Origin of the sequence: Burkholderia stagnalis, from assembly GCF_039848545.1 — a bacterium.
Lineage (GTDB): Bacteria > Pseudomonadota > Gammaproteobacteria > Burkholderiales > Burkholderiaceae > Burkholderia > Burkholderia stagnalis.
The window spans coordinates 15,221-28,841 of the sequence record NZ_CP156685.1 but is presented as its reverse complement, the minus strand read 5'-3'; the positions used below and the strand labels follow the sequence as shown (position 1 = coordinate 28,841).

The window sequence follows — 13,621 nt, the reverse complement described above, 5'->3', positions numbered from 1 at the left end:
GACGGCTCGGCCGCCGCGGCCGCGCCGGTCAGCGGCTGATCGGCTTGTAGCGCAGGCGGTGCGGCTTCGCGGCTTCCTCGCCGAGGCGCGCGCGCTTGTCGGCTTCGTACTCCTGGTAGTTGCCGTCGAAGAACGTGACCTGCGAATCGCCTTCGAACGACAGGATGTGCGTCGCGATCCGGTCGAGGAACCAGCGGTCGTGCGAGATCACCATCACCGAGCCCGCGAATTCGAGCAGCGCGTCTTCCAGCGCACGCAGCGTTTCGACGTCGAGGTCGTTCGACGGTTCGTCGAGCAGCAGCACGTTGCCGCCCGCGATCAGCGTCTTCGCGAGGTGCAGGCGGCCGCGTTCGCCGCCGGACAGGTTGCCGACGATCTTCTGCTGGTCGCCGCCCTTGAAGTTGAAGCGGCCGATGTACGCGCGCGACGGCGTTTCGTACTTGCCGACCGTCAGCACGTCGGCGCCGCCGGAGATTTCCTCGAACACAGTCTTCGAGCCGTCGAGCGCGTCGCGGCTCTGGTCGACGTACGCGAGCTTCACCGTCGGGCCGCGCACGATCTCGCCCGAATCCGGCTGCTCCTTGCCCGTCAGCATGCGGAACAGCGTCGACTTGCCGGCGCCGTTCGGGCCGATGATGCCGACGATCGCGCCGGCCGGGATCTTGAAGTTCAGGTTGTCGATCAGCAGGCGATCGCCGTACGCCTTGCTGACGTTCTTGAACTCGATCACTTCATTGCCGAGGCGGTCGCCGACCGGAATGAAGATTTCCTGCGTCTCGTTGCGCTTCTGGTATTCCTGGCTGCTCAGCTCCTCGAAGCGCGCGATACGCGCCTTCGACTTCGCCTGGCGGCCCTTCGGGTTCTGGCGCACCCACTCCAGTTCCTTCTTGATCGCCTTTTGGCGCGCCGATTCGGACGCTTCTTCCTGCTTCAGGCGCTCTTCCTTCTGGTCGAGCCAGCTGCTGTAGTTGCCCTTCCACGGGATGCCGTGGCCGCGGTCGAGCTCGAGAATCCACTCGGCGGCGTTGTCGAGGAAGTAGCGATCGTGCGTGACGGCGACGACGGTGCCCGGGAAGCGCACCAGGAACTGCTCGAGCCAGTCGACCGATTCGGCGTCGAGGTGGTTGGTCGGTTCGTCGAGCAGCAGCATGTCGGGTTTTTCGAGCAGCAGCTTGCACAGCGCGACACGGCGCTTCTCGCCGCCCGACAGGTGTTCGATCTTCGCGTCCCAGGCCGGCAGGCGCAGCGCGTCGGCGGCCACTTCGAGCTGCTGCTCGGGGCTGCCGCCGTCGCTCGACGCGAGGATCGCCTCGTACTTCGCCTGCTCGGCGGCGAGCGCGTCGAAGTCGGCGTCCGGCTCGGCATACGCCGCGTAGATCTCTTCGAGCTTCTTGTTGGCCTGGAACAGGTCGCCGAGGCCTTCCTCGACCGCCTCGCGCACGGTCTTGCTCGGGTCGAGCTGCGGTTCCTGCGGCAGGTAGCCGATGTTCAGGTTCGGCATCGGCGTCGCTTCGCCTTCGATGTCCTTGTCGACGCCCGCCATGATGCGGATCAGCGTCGACTTGCCCGAGCCGTTCAGGCCGAGCACGCCGATCTTCGCGCCGGGGAAGAACGACAGGGAGATGTCCTTCAGGATCTGGCGCTTGGGCGGCACGATCTTGCCGACCCGGTTCATCGTGAAAACGTATTGGGCCATGTGCGTGTGAAAGTCAGAAGTTGAGGCGCCGCGCAGCGGGTTCGCGGCGCGGCGTCGGGTGATTCGGTCCGGAGGATGCCGCGAGTCGCGCGGCGGGATCGCCGCGTGTGGGCGGCGAGAGCGGCTATTGTACTGCGCCGCCGGACGGCGCTGGCGCGGCGCGGCCGTTGCGCAAGGTCAGAGCCACGCGGCGACGCCGCCGTGCCCCGAGCACGTGCCGCGCCGATGGCGGCTGAAACTGTACGTGCCGTCGCGGCAGCGCGCGCTCGCGCCCTCGGGGACGCGGCCCGATTTCGAGCGGGCCGGCGCATGCACGGTTTCGCCGTCGCGGTTCCGGTAGGTGTCGTGGCGGTCGAGGTCGGCTTCGTTGCCGTAGGTCTGCGGCGCGCGATAGGCGAACGCGGGGGGCGGGGCGGCGGCGCACGCGATCAGCAGCGCGATCGACAGTCGCGCGACGCGCATCGCGGCCGTGGTGCGCAAGGCGGGCAAGGGCATGGTCTCTCTCGGTGCTTGGTATCGGGCGCGCGACGGCGGCGGGCCGCGCGCGCCAGCATGGTAGCCGATGCGGCGCGAACATCGGCGCGACGTCGCTCGCGGCGGGCCGAAAGCCTCGATCCGCCGCGCATCGAACCCGATGTGCCGGCCCTTGCGTTCGGCGTCGGGTGTCAGCCCATGGAGCAAGCGTAAGTCCCACGTCTCTTTGAGGCGACGTGAGGTTGCATGCGGTGAGGTGGAAATCGTCTTCCTTTAGGGAGGAGAACAGTTAGTGAGTTTCTCCAAGGCGAAAGGCCGACGAAAAATCGTTTGAGACGGCGTGCTTGCGCGAGTAACGTTCTTCCGTCGGGTTGCATCGCGATAGCCGCGCAGCGGCGGCGGATGCGATCAACATCGTTCAACCATATCCATGGGGCAATCCGGCAGGCGCTCGACGCCGCGCCGGAACGGACCTGAGAGGAGCATCGTCATGAATCGCCCGGGCGCGCCGCGTCTCTTCTACGGCTGGTACGTGGTGGCCGCCGCGTTTGCCGTGACGTTCGTCGGCTTCGGCAGCGCGTACACGTTCAGCGCGTTCGTCGAATCGCTGCAGCGGGACTTCGCCGCGTCTCGCGGGCAGATCTCGCTCGTGTTCTCGCTGGCCGGGTGCCTGTATTTCGGCTTCGGCGTGGTCAGCGGGCCGCTCGCCGATCGGCTGGGCTCGCGGCGGCTCGCCGTCGCCGGCATGCTGCTGACCGCGGCCGGGCTCGCGGCCGCCGGCGCCGCGCGCACGCTGATGCAGGTGTACGTCGCGTATGGGCTCGGCGTCGGTCTCGGCGTCGGCTGCGCATACGTGCCCGCGGTCGGCGCGGTGCAGCGCTGGTTCGTGCGGCGGCGTGGCTTCGCGTCGGGGCTCGCGGTCGCGGGCATCGGGGTCGGCACGCTCGTGATGCCGCCGCTCGCGTCCGCGCTGATCGCGCACGTCGGCTGGCGCGGCGCGTATTTCACGCTGGCCGTGCTGGCGGTGCTGGTGGGTGCGGGGATGTCGCTGCTGATCGAGAACGATCCGCGCGGCCGCGGGCTGCTGCCGGATGGGGGCCGGGCCGCCGACTCGCCGGCGGCGGGCGCGTCGCACGACGGCCGTTCGGCGCACGCCGTTCACGCAGTGCATGTACCGGCCGGCGCGACCGTCCGCGAGGCCGTGACGTCGCGGCCGTTCGCGAGCCTCTACGCGGCTTGTCTCGTGTGTTCGTTCGGCGTGTTCGTGCCGTTCGTGCACCTCGTGCCGTATGCGGTCGATCACGGCGTGAAGCCGGCGGCGGCCGTGCTGCTGCTGGGCGCGATCGGCGTCGGCAGCACGGCCGGCCGGTTCTTTCTCGGCGGCCTGGCCGACCGCTTCGGCCGCCGCGCGTCGCTGCTCGCGATGTTCGCCGGGATGGCCGTGGCGCTCGTCGCATGGGCCGCCGCCGGCGATTTCGCCGCGCTTGCCGCGTTCGCACTCGTGTTCGGCGTGTTCTACGGCGGCTGGGTGGCCGTGCTGCCGGCCGTCGCGATGGACTACTTCGGCGGCCGCAACGTGAGCGGGATCATCGGCGTGCTCTACACGAGCGTCGCGTTCGGCACGCTGATCGGGCCGGCCGCCGCGGGCTTCATCTACGACGCCGGCGGCGGTTATCTCGTGCCGATCCTCGCCAGCGCCGCCGCGAATGCGATCGCGTTCGCGATCGTCGCGACCACCGGACGCGCGCCGGCGGCTGCGCGCGCGGCGGGCGGATAGGCGTTCGCCGCGGGTTCCGGCAGGGCGGCCGAATCGTGGCGACGTGGCGCACGTTCGAGGAGGAAGCGTGACATTCGACGAAGTTGGGCAGATCGCGCTGGCATGGCGGGGCGTCGAGGACGGCACGTCGTACGGCACGCCCGCACTCAAGGTGAAGGGCAAGCTGCTGGCCCGGCTGCGCGAGGACGGCGACACCCTCGTCGTGAAGGGCGTCGGCCCGGACGAGCGCGCGTGGCTGATCGAATCCGCGCCCGACGTGTATTACGTGACCGATCACTATCTCGGCTGGCCGATCGTGCTGGTGCGCCTGTCGGCCGCGCCTCCCGACGCCGTGAAAAACCGCTTCTGCGAGAATGGCTGGCGATCGTGCCGGCCAAATGGCGCGACGAGATGGCCCGCGGCGCGACCTGAACCGGGCTGCGCGCCTCGCGCGCTGTGCGGCTCGGCAGGTTCAACGACCACTGCCGGATGGCGCGTGTGTTGCATCGATTCGCATCGATGCAACAAGTGGTTCCATCGAAATTCATCAATTGGTTCTTAGTCGCGAACCGTTTGGTGCTTACACTCCATCGCTTCGAAGGCGGTTGACTTACCGGCCGACGGAACAGGGCGCCGCGATGCGCCGGCACATGTACGCCGCATCGCACCGCAGCTTCGCAGACCTGCGTGGCGCACGGTTCCGATCGGCCGCGACCCCGGCGCGAGCCGGCGTGCGCTGCACGCCGCGCCCCGTCACCGGATCGACAACGACAATCCCCAGCACCGCCTTCACGCGACACCGGGTCATACCGGAACCGTTTTTTGGAGAGAGACACATGAATGGTAGTAAGACAGGCCTCGGCACCGGCCTCAAGCAGCGCCACGTGACGATGCTGTCGATCGCCGGGGTGATCGGCGCGGGGTTGTTCGTCGGCTCCGGCCACGCGATCGCGGAAGCCGGCCCGGCATCGATCCTCGCGTATGCGATCGCGGGCGTGCTGGTCGTGCTGGTGATGCGCATGCTTGGCGAGATGGCCGTCGCGCATCCGGACAGCGGCTCGTTCTCGACCTATGCCGATCGCGCGATCGGCCACTGGGCGGGCTTCTCGATCGGCTGGCTGTACTGGTGGTTCTGGGTGCTCGTGATCCCGATCGAGGCGACGGCTGCCGCGACCATCCTCAACGCGTGGTTCCCCGGCGTGGCGACCTGGATCTTCGCGCTCGGCATCACGCTGCTGCTGACGATGACCAACCTCTTTTCCGTCAAGAACTACGGCGAATTCGAATTCTGGTTCGCGCTGATCAAGGTGGTCGCGATCGTCGTGTTCCTGTGCATCGGCGGCGCGGCGATCGTCGGCATCGTGCCGGCGCCGGCCGTATCGGGCGTGTCGAACCTGTTCGCGCACGACGGCTTCATGCCGAACGGCGCCGGCGCGGTGCTCGCGGCGATGCTGACGACGATGTTCTCGTTCCTCGGCACCGAGATCGTGACGATCGCGGCCGCCGAATCGGAAAACCCGCAACGCCAGATCGTGCGCGCGACCAATTCGGTGATCTGGCGCATCACGCTGTTCTACCTCGGCTCGATTCTCGTCGTCGCGGCGATCGTGCCGTGGAACGATCCGCTGCTGCCGAAGCACGGCTCGTATCAGCGCGCGATGGAGCTGATCGGCGTCCCGCATGCGAAGGCGATCATCGACGTGATCGTGCTGGTGTCGGTGGCGAGCTGCCTGAACTCGGCGCTGTACACCGCATCGCGGATGCTGTTCTCGCTGTCGAAGCGCAAGGATGCGCCCGCGTTCCTGCATCGCACCGATGCGAGCGGCACGCCGCGCGCGGCGGTGCTCGCGTCGACCGCGTTCGGTTTCCTGACCGTGATCGCGAACTACCTGATGCCGGAGCAGGTGTTCGGCTTCCTGCTCGCGACGTCGGGTGCGATCGCGCTGCTCGTGTACCTCGTGATCGCGATCTCGCAGCTGCGGATGCGCAAGACGCTCGAGGTGAGCGGCGCGGACCTCACGCTGCGGATGTGGCTGTTCCCGTGGCTCACGTGGGCCGTGATCCTGTTCATCTGCGGCACGCTGACCGTGATGCTGGTGAGCGAGGAGCACCGGATGGAAGTGGGGGCGACGGCGGTGCTGGCGCTGATCGTGCTGGTGGCGTCGTGGCTGAACAAGCGCGGCCGCGATGCGCGGGCGAGCGCGGGGCGGCGCGTGTCGGCGATGTGACGAAGCGATGGCGCGGCGGCGGGCGTGAATGCTCGCCGTCGGCATGGCGGGGTGTTCCGCCGAAACATGCATGGCCCGCTCGGCGCTTGCCGATCGGGCCATTTGTTTTGCCGGCAGCGAATGCAGCGACGCGGCCGATACAAAGCAAAAGGCCCGCTTGGTGTCGCCAAGCGGGCCTCGGTGTTGGTTGCGGGGGTAGGATTTGAACCTACGACCTTCGGGTTATGAGCCCGACGAGCTGCCAGACTGCTCCACCCCGCGGCGCGAATTGTAATCGCAATGCGGCGCTGCGTCAAAGCGTATCTGCTCTCGTTACGCATCTGCGTGGGTCAGACGCGGCGTCGCACACGAACCTGTAAAGCAAAAGCCCCTTGCGGCGCGTGGCTCGCAAGGGGCTTTTCGTATATTGCCGGACGTCTGCGCGATTCGCTCAGACGTTGAACAGGAAGTTCATCACGTCGCCATCATGCACGACATATTCCTTCCCTTCGGCACGCATCTTCCCGGCTTCCTTCGCGCCTTGCTCGCCCTTGTACGCGATGAAGTCGTCGAACGCGATCGTCTGCGCGCGGATGAAGCCGCGCTCGAAGTCGGTGTGGATCACGCCGGCCGCCTGCGGCGCCGTGTCGCCGATGTGGATCGTCCACGCGCGCACTTCCTTCACGCCCGCGGTGAAGTAGGTCTGCAGGCCGAGCAGCTTGAAGCCCGCGCGGATCACGCGGTCGAGGCCCGGCTCGTCCATGCCCATGTCGGCGAGGAAGGCTTCCTTGTCCTCGTCGTCGAGATCGGCGATCTCCGCCTCGATCGCCGCGCAGACGGCGACCACCGGCGAATTCTCGCTTTCCGCGTACTTGCGCACCGCGTCGAGGTGCGGGTTGTTCTCGAAGCCGTCGTCCTTCACGTTCGCGACGTACATCGCCGGCTTCGCGGTGATCAGGCAGAACGGCTTGAGCAGCGCCGCTTCGTCGTCCGACAGCGCCAGGCCGCGCACGGCCTTGCCCTGGTCGAGCTGCGCGCGCACCTTGTCGAGCACCGCGACGAGCTTCGCCGCTTCCTTGTCGTTGCCCGACTTCGCGGCCTTCGAGTAACGCGTGAGCGCCTTCTCGACCGTGCCGAGGTCGGCGAGCGCGAGTTCGGTGTTGATCACCTCGATGTCGTCGATCGGGCTCACCTTGCCGGCGACGTGGATGACGTTCTCGTCCTCGAAGCAGCGCACGACGTGCGTGATCGCGTCGGTTTCGCGGATGTTCGCGAGGAACTGGTTGCCGAGGCCTTCGCCCTTGCTCGCGCCCGCGACGAGGCCCGCGATGTCGACGAACTCGACGACGGCCGGCACGACGCGCTCGGGGCTGATGATCTCGGCGAGCGCCTTCAGGCGCGCGTCAGGCACTTCGACCACGCCGACGTTCGGCTCGATCGTGCAGAACGGGTAGTTCTCGGCGGCGATGCCGGCCTTGGTCAGCGCATTGAACAGGGTGGACTTGCCGACGTTGGGCAAGCCGACGATGCCGCATTTGAGGCTCATGGAATCCTTCGAACGGGTGAAGCGGCGCGGCCGGGCGGGGCGCGGCGGCGCGGGACAAGGGGGACGGCCGTCACGTGCGCGACCGGCCGGCGTTCAAAGGCGCTATTGTACCGTGCCGCCGCGCCGGTTTCCGCCCGTCGGCCGAACGGCCGATGCCACGGGGCCGGCCGCGGCCAGGCCATTGCGCGGTTCCCCTGATTTCCCGCAAAGTCCGGCCGCATAAGGGTTTGGCCCCGCGGCTATAATGCCCGCCATGACTGCCCACCACACCTTCGACGTCGCCGTGGTCGGCGGCGGGCTCGTCGGCAAGACGGCCGCGCTCGCGCTGACCCAGTCCGGCTACAAGACCGCCTTGCTCGCCCAGCCGGCGACGCCGCGCCCCGCCGATCTCGCGTTCGACACGCGCGTCTATGCGCTGTCGTCCAGCTCGCAGGCGCTGCTCGAACGGCTGCGCGTCTGGCAGGCGCTCGACCACAGCCGGCTCGCGCCGGTCTACGACATGCGCGTCTACGGCGACGCGCACGCCGAGCTCCATTTCTCCGCGTACCAGGCATCGGTGCCGCAGCTCGCATGGATCGTCGAATCGTCGCTGGTCGAGGCCTCGCTCGACGCGGCGCTGCGGTTCCAGCCGAACCTGACGTGGTTCGACGCGCGCGCGCAGGGCTTCGACGTGCGCGACGACGCGGCCGTGCTCACGCTGTCGTCGGGGCAGGTGCTCGAAGCCGACCTGATCGTCGGCGCGGACGGCGCGCACTCGTGGGTGCGCTCGCAAATGGGGGCCAAGGTCGAACGGCGCGATTATCGGCAGACCGGTGTCGTCGCGAACTTCAAGGCGTCGCTGCCGCACCGCGAAACCGCTTATCAGTGGTTCCACGAGGGCGAGATCGTCGCGCTGCTGCCGCTGCCGGACGGCCACGTGTCGCTCGTCTGGTCGGCGCACACCGCGCATGCGGACGAACTGCTGGCGCTCGATCCCGCGCAGCTTGCGGCCGAGGTCGAGCGTGTGTCGCACGGGAAGGTCGGCACGCTCGACTGCGTGACGCCGGCGGCCGGTTTCCCGCTCGCGCTGCAGACCGTGGACAAGCTGATCGCGCCGCGCGTCGCGCTGGTCGGCGACGCCGCGCACCTGATCCACCCGCTCGCGGGCCAGGGGATGAACCTCGGGCTGCGCGATGTCGCCGCGCTCGCCGACGCGATCGCGAACAAGGAAAGCTTCCGCAACCTCGGCGATACGGTGCTGCTGCGCCGCTACGAGCGCTCGCGCCGCGAGGACATCCGCGCGCTGATGATCGCGACCGACGGCCTGCAGCGGCTGTTCGCGGCGCCGGGCTCGCTCGCGAAGGCGGTGCGCAACGCGGGCATGGCGTTCGTCGGCGCGCAGCCGCTCGTCAAGCGCTGGCTCGTGTCGTCCGCGCTCGGCTGAGCGAACCTTCGGGCTCATCCCCGGTCGGAGACGGTTCCGTTACGGCGTACACTGTGCCGTGCACTCCGATTGAGCTGAAGGAAGATTTCCATGAAAAAAACGATCCGTATCGCGTCGCTGGTGCTGGCCGTCGCCGCGACGACGCTCGGCTGCACCGCGCAGGCCGATCAGACCACCGACAAGCTGAAAGCCACGCTGCAATCCCGCCTCGGCAGCGACGCACCGATCAAGAGCGTGTCGAAATCGCCGGTCGCGGGCCTGTACGAAGTGAATCTCGGCACGCAGATCATCTATAGCGACGCGAGCGGCGACTATGTGCTGCTCGGCGATCTCGTCGACACGAAAACGCGCAAGAACCTGACCGAGGCGCGCGTGGCGGAAACCAACAAGATCGATTTCGCCAGCCTGCCGCTCGCCAACGCGATCAAGGTCGTCAAGGGCAACGGCGCGCGCAAGATCGCCGTGTTCTCCGACCCGAACTGCCCGTACTGCAAGAAGCTCGAGACGACGCTCCAGTCGATCGACAACGTGACGGTCTACACGTTCCTGTACCCGGTGCTATCGCCGGATTCGACCGTGAAGTCGAAGGCGATCTGGTGCGCGGGCGACCGCGTGAAGTCGTGGGAGGGCTGGATGCTCGACCATCGCGCGCCGACCAACGCCGCAAACTGCGACACGAGCGCGCTCGACAAGAATCTCGCGCTCGGCCGCGGGATGAACGTCACCGGCACGCCGACGATCTTCCTGCCCGACGGCCGCCGCCTGCCGGGCGCCGTGTCCGCCGAGCAGCTGAATCAGGCGCTCGCTTCGAACAAGTAAAAGACGCATGATGCGCCGGGCCGCGAGGCCCGGCCGGCGAGGGGCGCCCAGGGTTCCGGCCCGGCGCCTCTCGTCGTTTCTGCCGCCGCTATCCCCGACCGATTCCCACGATGAAAACGCCGATCCGCTATTCGATTGCTCCGAAAGATCCTGCCGCGCACCTGTTCGAGGTGTCCGTGACGGTTGCCGAACCTGACCCCGAAGGCCAGCGGTTCGCGCTGCCGGTGTGGATTCCGGGCAGCTATCTCGTGCGCGAGTTCGCGCGCAACATCGTGACGCTGCAGGCGTTCAACGAGGCCGGCCGCAAGGTGCGGATCGCGAAGACCGACAAGAGCACGTGGCAGGCCGCGCCGGTGAAGGGCGCGCTGACTTTGCGCTACGACGTCTATGCATGGGACTTGTCGGTGCGCTCCGCGTACCTGGACGACCAGGGCGGCTTCTTCAACGGCACCGCGGTGTTCCTGAGCGTGGCCGGCCAGGAGGATGCGCCGTGCGACGTGGAGATCGCGAAGCCGGCCGGCGCGGCCTTCCGCGCGTGGCGCGTGGCCACCGCGCTGCCCGAGGCGCGCGGCACGAAACGCTATGCGTTCGGCGCGTATCGCGCGTCGAACTATGACGAACTCGTCGATCACCCGGTGACGATCGGCGAATTCGCGCTCGCGACGTTCGACGCGCACGGCGTGCCGCACGACATCGTGATCGCCGGCCGCGTGACCCAGCTCGACATGGAACGGCTCCGCACCGACCTGAAACGCGTGTGCGAAGCGCAGATCGCGCTGTTCGAGCCGAAGTCGAAGCAGGCGCCGATGGACCGCTACGTGTTCATGACGCTCGCGGTCAGCGACGGCTACGGCGGCCTCGAGCATCGCGCGTCGACCGCGCTGATCTGCAACCGCAGCGACCTGCCGGTGAAAGGGCGCCCGGAAACGACGGAAGGCTATCGCACCTATCTCGGCCTCTGCAGCCACGAGTATTTCCACACGTGGAACGTGAAGCGCATCAAGCCGGCAGCGTTCGTGCCGTACGACCTCGCGCGCGAAAACTACACGTCGCTGCTGTGGCTGTTCGAGGGCTTCACGTCGTATTACGACGACCTGATGCTGGTGCGCAGCGGGTTGATGTCGCAGGACGAATATTTCGCGGCGCTCGGCCGCACGATCGGCGGCGTGCAGCGCGGCACCGGCCGGCTCAAGCAGAGCGTCGCGGAAAGCTCGTTCGACGCGTGGACCAAGTACTACCGGCAGGACGAGAACGCGGCCAACGCGATCGTCAGCTACTACACGAAGGGCTCGCTCGTCGCGCTTGCGTTCGACCTCGCAATCCGCGCGCAGACCCGCCACCGCAAGTCGCTCGACGACGTGATGCGGCTGCTCTGGGCGCGCTACGGCCGCGCGTTCTATCACGGCCAGCAGGCCGGTGTCGGCGAGGACGAAGTCGAGGCGCTGATCGAGGAAGCGACGGGCGTCGCGCTCGGCCGCCTGTTCGCCGATGCGGTGCGCGGCACGCGTGACCTGCCGCTCGCGGAATTGCTCGCGCCGTTCGGCGTGACGCTTGCGCCGGATGTCGGCCCGAACGGCGCGCAGGGCAAGCCGACGATCGGCGCGCGCCTGCGCGGCGGCGCGGATTGCACGCTGGCGACCGTCTACGAGGGCGGCGCCGCGCATCGCGCGGGGCTGTCGGCCGGCGACACGCTGATTGCGGTCGACGGGCTGCGCGTGACCGGCACGAACCTCGACGCGCTGCTCGCCCGCTACCGGGCGGGCGACAAGGTCGAGATCCACGCGTTCCGCCGCGACGAGCTGCGCACCGCGAAACTGAAGCTCGACGGCCCCGAGGTCGCACGCTACAAGCTGGCCGCCGCGCCGAAGCCGGCGGCGCAGCACGCGGCGCGCGAAGCCTGGCTGAAGGGTTGAACGGGCGGGCTCCGGCCATTGGCGCGAGCAGGGCGTAACCGCGGATTGTTCTGCTGCTGCAACAATCCGTCGCCCTGAGCCCGCTTTTTCGGGATGAGGGGTGCACGCACAATGGCGTCACTCGCGCTGCTGAAAGCGCAAACCCACTCGGAGCCTGACATGACGACCATTCTGCAAATCAATTCCGCGGCGCGTTCGCAAGGCGCGCAGTCCACGCTGCTGGCCAACGAACTGACGGCAAAGCTGCAACAATCGAACCCCGGCGCGAAGGTCGTGGTTCGCAACCTGCTGTCGGATGCGCTGCCGCATCTCGACGAATCGGTGCTCGGCGCGTTCTTCACGCCGGCCGACCAGCGCACCGCGGAACAGAATGCGATCGTCGCGAAGAGCGACGCGCTGATCGCCGAACTGCAAGCCGCCGACATCATCGTGATCGGCGCGCCGATGTACAACTTCGGCATCTCGTCGCAACTGAAGACGTACTTCGACTGGATCGCCCGCGCCGGCGTCACGTTCCGCTACACGGAAAACGGCCCGGAAGGCCTGATCAAGGGCAAGAAGGTCCACGTCGTGACGGCGCGCGGCGGCAAGTATGCCGGCACGCCGAACGACAGCCAGACGCCGTTCCTGCGCACGTTCCTCGGCTTCGTCGGCATGACCGACGTGAACTTCATCTTCGCGGAAGGCCTGAACATGGGGCCGGATGCGCAGAGTGCAGGCCTGGCCGGCGCACGCGAGGCGATCGCCGCCGCGTAAGGCCGGTTCCGGCGGGCGCGATGCGTCCGCCCGTGCAGCCCGATAAAAAAACGCCGCGTACCGGAAGGTACGCGGCGTTTTTTGCGTGTGGGCCGATGCGGAGCGAATCGGCGCGGACGGCTTACGCGAATGTTTCGGCTTCGTCCGGCAGGCGCCAGTCGATCGGCTCGCGCCCCTGTTCGACGAGGTAATCGTTCGCGAGCGCGAAATGGCGGCAGCCGAGGAAGCCGCGGTGCGCGGACAGCGGCGACGGATGCGGCGCCTCGAGCACGCAGTGCGCGTTCGCGTCGAACAGCGCGCGCTTGGCCTGCGCGTGCGCCCCCCACAACATGAACACGAGCCCGCGGTGGCGGCTTGCCAGTTCGCGGATCAGCGTGTCCGTGCATTGCTCCCAGCCGCGTTTCGCGTGGCTGGCGGCCGCGCCGCGCTCGACCGTCAGCACGGTGTTGAGCAGCAGCACGCCCTGGCGCGCCCATGTGTCGAGACAGCCGTGGCGCGGCGTGTCGTGGCCGAAGTTCGCGGCGATTTCCTTGAAGATGTTGCGCAGCGACGGCGGCGGCCTCACCGCCGGCGGCACCGAGAACGCGAGGCCGTGCGCCTGCGGCGTGCCGCGGTCGTCGCCGTGGTACGGGTCCTGGCCGAGAATCACGACCTTCACGTCGTCCGGGCTCGTCAGCCGCAGCGCGCGGAACACGTCGGCCGGGTAGACGGTCTTGCCGGCCGCGCGTTCGCTGTCGACGAAGCTGCACAGCGGGGCATACGCGTCGCCGGCGACGAACGGGGCGAGGACGGCGCGCCATGCAGCCGGCAGCGCGTCGAACTGGGCGGCGAGATGCAGCACGTCGTCAGAGGCGGCCGGCGACGGGGCGGCGGTCGAGGCTGGCGTGACTGGCGTGGCGGCCGCGACCGGCGCGGCGGGTGCTGCCGGCGCGTCGGCCGGAGCGGAACCGGTCGGGGTGTCGAGTACGGGATCGTCAAACAGCGACGCCTGTTGCGGCGCGCGGGGAGTCTTGCGGGTTGCCATGCGTGAT

At 68.3% G+C, this 13,621-nt stretch carries 10 protein-coding genes, 1 tRNA gene and 1 pseudogene; 7 read left to right on the top strand and 5 right to left on the bottom strand.

Annotated elements, in window-relative coordinates:
* Positions 1 to 28: 28 nt before the first annotated feature.
* Both ettA and ABFO07_RS00135 read right to left on the bottom strand, forming a co-directional pair.
* The gene (gene ettA, locus ABFO07_RS00140; RefSeq protein ID WP_059566635.1) at positions 29 to 1,696 is read right to left on the bottom strand and encodes an energy-dependent translational throttle protein EttA; all 1,668 of its coding nucleotides are present in this window, start codon (positions 1,694 to 1,696) and stop codon (positions 29 to 31) included.
* 177 nt (positions 1,697 to 1,873) lie between these two features.
* Positions 1,874 to 2,191, bottom strand: a complete 318-nt coding sequence (locus ABFO07_RS00135) for a DUF3761 domain-containing protein (RefSeq protein WP_375782256.1) — start codon at positions 2,189 to 2,191, stop codon at positions 1,874 to 1,876.
* Between the two features lie 469 nt (positions 2,192 to 2,660).
* Here ABFO07_RS00135 and ABFO07_RS00130 point away from each other — a divergent pair, with 469 nt between their 5' ends.
* The 3 genes and pseudogenes from ABFO07_RS00130 to gabP all read left to right on the top strand — a co-directional run bounded on the left by ABFO07_RS00130 (position 2,661) and on the right by gabP (position 6,154).
* On the top strand, positions 2,661 to 3,947 hold the full coding sequence (locus ABFO07_RS00130) for an MFS transporter (protein ID WP_347467997.1): 1,287 nt from the start codon (positions 2,661 to 2,663) through the stop codon (positions 3,945 to 3,947).
* Positions 3,948 to 4,014: 67 nt separating this feature from the next.
* Positions 4,015 to 4,358: pseudogene (locus tag ABFO07_RS00125) on the top strand (MmcQ/YjbR family DNA-binding protein).
* A 404-nt stretch (positions 4,359 to 4,762) separates the two neighbouring features.
* On the top strand, positions 4,763 to 6,154 hold the full coding sequence (gene gabP / locus ABFO07_RS00120; protein WP_059566638.1) for a GABA permease: 1,392 nt from the start codon (positions 4,763 to 4,765) through the stop codon (positions 6,152 to 6,154).
* A gap of 184 nt (positions 6,155 to 6,338) precedes the next feature.
* On the opposite strand, the gene ABFO07_RS00115 is transcribed toward gabP, so the two are convergent.
* Positions 6,339 to 6,415, bottom strand: a tRNA-Met gene (locus tag ABFO07_RS00115).
* A 169-nt stretch (positions 6,416 to 6,584) separates the two neighbouring features.
* A complete protein-coding gene (gene ychF / locus ABFO07_RS00110) occupies positions 6,585 to 7,679 on the bottom strand; it encodes a redox-regulated ATPase YchF (RefSeq protein ID WP_059566639.1) in 1,095 nt (364 codons plus the stop codon).
* Positions 7,680 to 7,923: 244 nt separating this feature from the next.
* On the opposite strand from ychF, the gene ABFO07_RS00105 reads away from it, so the two are divergent.
* The 4 genes from ABFO07_RS00105 (at position 7,924) to ABFO07_RS00090 (ending at position 12,590) form a co-directional block, all read left to right on the top strand.
* Positions 7,924 to 9,102, top strand: a complete 1,179-nt coding sequence (locus ABFO07_RS00105; RefSeq protein ID WP_059922933.1) for a UbiH/UbiF family hydroxylase — start codon at positions 7,924 to 7,926, stop codon at positions 9,100 to 9,102.
* A gap of 90 nt (positions 9,103 to 9,192) precedes the next feature.
* Positions 9,193 to 9,921, top strand: coding sequence for a DsbC family protein (locus ABFO07_RS00100; RefSeq protein ID WP_059563182.1), 729 nt, complete (start codon positions 9,193 to 9,195; stop codon positions 9,919 to 9,921).
* A gap of 110 nt (positions 9,922 to 10,031) precedes the next feature.
* Positions 10,032 to 11,834, top strand: coding sequence for a M61 family metallopeptidase (locus ABFO07_RS00095; RefSeq protein ID WP_347467993.1), 1,803 nt, complete (start codon positions 10,032 to 10,034; stop codon positions 11,832 to 11,834).
* A 159-nt stretch (positions 11,835 to 11,993) separates the two neighbouring features.
* Complete coding sequence (locus ABFO07_RS00090; RefSeq protein WP_059563199.1) at positions 11,994 to 12,590, top strand: FMN-dependent NADH-azoreductase; 597 nt, start codon at positions 11,994 to 11,996, stop codon at positions 12,588 to 12,590.
* Between the two features lie 121 nt (positions 12,591 to 12,711).
* Here the strand turns inward: ABFO07_RS00090 and ABFO07_RS00085 are convergent, their stop codons facing one another.
* Positions 12,712 to 13,614 carry a uracil-DNA glycosylase gene (locus tag ABFO07_RS00085; protein WP_060016573.1) on the bottom strand — a complete coding sequence of 301 codons (903 nt, stop codon included), beginning with the start codon at positions 13,612 to 13,614 and terminating at the stop codon, positions 12,712 to 12,714.
* Between the last annotated feature and the right edge of the window lie 7 nt (positions 13,615 to 13,621).

Excerpts from the sequence above, each read along its gene's own strand:
- ettA (WP_059566635.1), bottom strand. The coding sequence starts at position 1,696 with ATGGCCCAATACGTTTTCACGATGAACCGGGTCGGCAAGATCGTGCCG.
- ABFO07_RS00135 (WP_375782256.1), bottom strand. The coding sequence starts at position 2,191 with ATGCCCTTGCCCGCCTTGCGCACCACGGCCGCGATGCGCGTCGCGCGA.
- ABFO07_RS00130 (WP_347467997.1), top strand. The coding sequence starts at position 2,661 with ATGAATCGCCCGGGCGCGCCGCGTCTCTTCTACGGCTGGTACGTGGTG.
- gabP (WP_059566638.1), top strand. The coding sequence starts at position 4,763 with ATGAATGGTAGTAAGACAGGCCTCGGCACCGGCCTCAAGCAGCGCCAC.
- ychF (WP_059566639.1), bottom strand. The coding sequence starts at position 7,679 with ATGAGCCTCAAATGCGGCATCGTCGGCTTGCCCAACGTCGGCAAGTCC.
- ABFO07_RS00105 (WP_059922933.1), top strand. The coding sequence starts at position 7,924 with ATGCCCGCCATGACTGCCCACCACACCTTCGACGTCGCCGTGGTCGGC.
- ABFO07_RS00100 (WP_059563182.1), top strand. The coding sequence starts at position 9,193 with ATGAAAAAAACGATCCGTATCGCGTCGCTGGTGCTGGCCGTCGCCGCG.
- ABFO07_RS00095 (WP_347467993.1), top strand. The coding sequence starts at position 10,032 with ATGAAAACGCCGATCCGCTATTCGATTGCTCCGAAAGATCCTGCCGCG.
- ABFO07_RS00090 (WP_059563199.1), top strand. The coding sequence starts at position 11,994 with ATGACGACCATTCTGCAAATCAATTCCGCGGCGCGTTCGCAAGGCGCG.
- ABFO07_RS00085 (WP_060016573.1), bottom strand. The coding sequence starts at position 13,614 with ATGGCAACCCGCAAGACTCCCCGCGCGCCGCAACAGGCGTCGCTGTTT.